At 67.5% G+C, this 2,652-nt stretch carries 2 protein-coding genes and 2 pseudogenes; 2 read left to right on the top strand and 2 right to left on the bottom strand.

The window, feature by feature from the left end:
- Both JMF90_RS32680 and JMF90_RS32685 read left to right on the top strand, forming a co-directional pair.
- Positions 1–1,077 (top strand): cytochrome c (locus tag JMF90_RS32680; RefSeq protein WP_236598079.1); only part of this gene is annotated, 1,077 nt, incomplete at its 5' end.
- A gap of 106 nt (positions 1,078–1,183) precedes the next feature.
- Positions 1,184–2,017 carry a hypothetical protein gene (locus JMF90_RS32685; protein WP_143275975.1) on the top strand — a complete coding sequence of 278 codons (834 nt, stop codon included), beginning with the start codon at positions 1,184–1,186 and terminating at the stop codon, positions 2,015–2,017.
- Between the two features lie 95 nt (positions 2,018–2,112).
- Here the strand turns inward: JMF90_RS32685 and JMF90_RS40810 are convergent.
- Both JMF90_RS40810 and JMF90_RS40380 read right to left on the bottom strand, forming a co-directional pair.
- A pseudogene (locus JMF90_RS40810) lies at positions 2,113–2,282 on the bottom strand (type II toxin-antitoxin system RelE/ParE family toxin); the annotation flags it as partial.
- A 126-nt stretch (positions 2,283–2,408) separates the two neighbouring features.
- Positions 2,409–2,652 (bottom strand): annotated as a pseudogene (locus JMF90_RS40380) (TolC family protein); the annotation flags it as partial.

Genomic DNA, 2,652 nt, shown 5'->3' on the forward strand with positions numbered 1-2,652 from the left:
TATGCGCCGAACATCACGCCGGACCCGACGCACGGCATCGGCAACTACACGCTGCGGCAATTCGACGACGCCATGCGGCGCGGCGTGCGTGCGGACGGCAGCCGGCTGTATCCGGCAATGCCGTACCCGTCGTTCGCGCACCTGACCGACGACGACGTGCGCGCGCTGTATGCGTATTTCATGCGCGGCGTCGCGCCGTCCGCGAATGCGGCGAAGCTCACGCAACTGCCGTTTCCGTTCAACCAGCGCTGGGCGCTGGGGTTATGGAGCCTCGTGTTCGCGAACCGCGACCGGTTCACGCCACAGCCGTCGCAATCCGCGCAATGGAATCGCGGCGCGTATCTCGTGCAGGGGCTCGGCCATTGCGGCGCCTGCCATACGCCGCGCGGGCCGGCCTACAACGAACGCGGCTACGACGAGCGCAGCCCCGCGTTCCTGACCGGCGGCATCAACGACCACTGGTTCGCGCCGAACCTGACTGGCACGGCCCCGGATGGCCTCGGCCGCTGGTCGGCCGACGACATCGCCGCGTTCCTGCGCAGCGGCCATGCGGCGCGTGGCGCGGTGTTCGGCGCGATGGCGCCGGTCGTCGGCGAAAGCACCGCGTTGCTGACGGACGCGGACCGCCACGCGATCGCCGTGTACCTGAAGTCGTTGCCCGCGCAACGGACTGCCGCGACGAATCCGCTGGGTGTGGGCGTGCCGCGGCTCACCGTGGCCGGCCCGCGGCCGGAAGGCGGTCAGCAGGCGCCTGGAGCCGGCGTGTATGCGGGGTTCTGCGCGCGCTGCCACGGTGCGGACGGCACGGGCGTGCACGATCACGGACCGGCGCTCGCGGGCAGTTCGATCGTCGTGGCGGCCGATCCGACCAGCACGATCCGGATCGTGGTCGAAGGCGCGCGGCCCGCGCCGGGGCCGGGGCCGGGGCCGGTGCAACGGATGCCGGCGATGCGCGGCGCGCTGACGAGCGGCGAGATCGCGGCGGTGGTCAGCTACGTGCGCGGTGCGTGGGGAAATCGGGCGGCGCCGGTGTCGGAGCAGGATGTGCGGCGGTTGCGGGGGGCGATTCACAAGTAGCGCGTCGGTTTCGTCGCACCTGTATCCAGCCCGTTCAATGATCGCGAGTCGTTCGATATCGCTGTCGTTTGCGCGGTGCTTGACTTCATCGACGAGACGGTCGTAAATGCACGTCATGATCCGACGACCGCTGCCGGCGGCCTGCCTCGTCGAATCGCTACCGCGCCGGTACAGCGGGATACGCGCCGGAACATCAACGACAACAATCGAACAATCGACATTGACTGAAAAAGAAGGGCAATCGGTGCCACGCCACCCCGTTCGGTCCCGCTTCGGTCCGTTTGCCATGCCGGCGCTGCTGTTGGCGCTGTTTCCGTCGACGACGCATGCCGACGCCGGCGAACTGGGCGGCATCGCGATGGCCGCGTTTACGTTCGCGTCGGCGGTCTGGGTCCTGCTGACGCTGGTGGTGTTCGCGTGGTTCCTGCGCCAGATGCCGTTGCTGAAACGGCTGGCCTGGACCGTGTTGTTTTTCTGCTTGCCGGTGCTGACGCTCGGCGGCGAACTGCTCACGGAATACGCGCTGGGCGGATATCGCGGCCGGGACGAAGTCACGACCAAACCGCTGGTCGTCCTCGGCGCGACCTTCCCGCCCGGCAGTCATGCCGTCTACGACGGCGAAGGCGGTTTTTTCGGCTGGGGTGCGAAGCGCACGCTGCAGTCCATTCATGCCCCGCAGTCCGTCCTGCTCGGCAACGTGCCGATCGACGGTCTGATCTTCATCCCCGAGAGCTGTTGCGACCGGGCCCGGGCCGAAGTCACCGCAGGCACGGTCATCGACGGCTGGCCATGCGGCGAGACCAATTTCGACCTCACACCGGCCGGCCCGGCCATCAGATCGTGCTTTCTGGCCGCGCCCGTGACATGGCACGGGAAAGAATGGCCGGCCGGATCGTTTGTGGAAATCGCCGAAGCGCTCACGCCGGAAAAAGCGAAGTAGCGTTCGACCACGAACCCGATCAACCCGCCCGCATTACCGCCTTGATCTCGACGATATAGCGCTGGCGCGCCGCCGAGCGTATGCGCATGCAAATTCATCTTTCCTCGCCATACGAAATAGACCGGTGCCCCGGCTCAACATCGATCTTCATTTCGTTGATGCAGTCGCCGATCGCACGCCACCGGCCAAGATTGCCGAGCCTCGCCCGCTCGATGCGCAGGCTGATCGCGGCGCTGCCGACCGGGTCGCCAAGACCGTCGAGCCACGTCGGCTACTACTCCGCGTTGCTCGTCAGACCCGTAGGCACCGTGATCGCATTCAACCCCTGGCGCCGCGAACCGCGATCATTCGGCACTTGCCCGGCCCGATCGATCAGGTTTCGATGTCACCGCTACCGACTCGCAACGGCCTGCGCTTCCGGCGCCTGCCACCCACCGCCGAGCGCCTTGAATGCAGCCACCGCAGCACGCGCCGATTCGGTTCGCGCCTGCACGCGTTCGTCGGACGCGCGCAGCAGGCTTTCATCCGCCTGCAATACTTCGATCAAGGCTGACCCACCCCTTTCTGGTAAGCCGCGAACGCGCCGGCCCGCGCGCGGCCGAGCGACTTCACGCCGTCACCGAGAATCGCCGCCT

Source organism: Burkholderia sp. E168m23, assembly GCF_016586125.1.
Taxonomy (GTDB): domain Bacteria; phylum Pseudomonadota; class Gammaproteobacteria; order Burkholderiales; family Burkholderiaceae; genus Burkholderia; species Burkholderia orbicola.

Bases quoted from the DNA above. Each gene is read 5' to 3' on its own strand.
- JMF90_RS32685 (WP_143275975.1), top strand. From the start codon at position 1,184: ATGCACGTCATGATCCGACGACCGCTGCCGGCGGCCTGCCTCGTCGAA.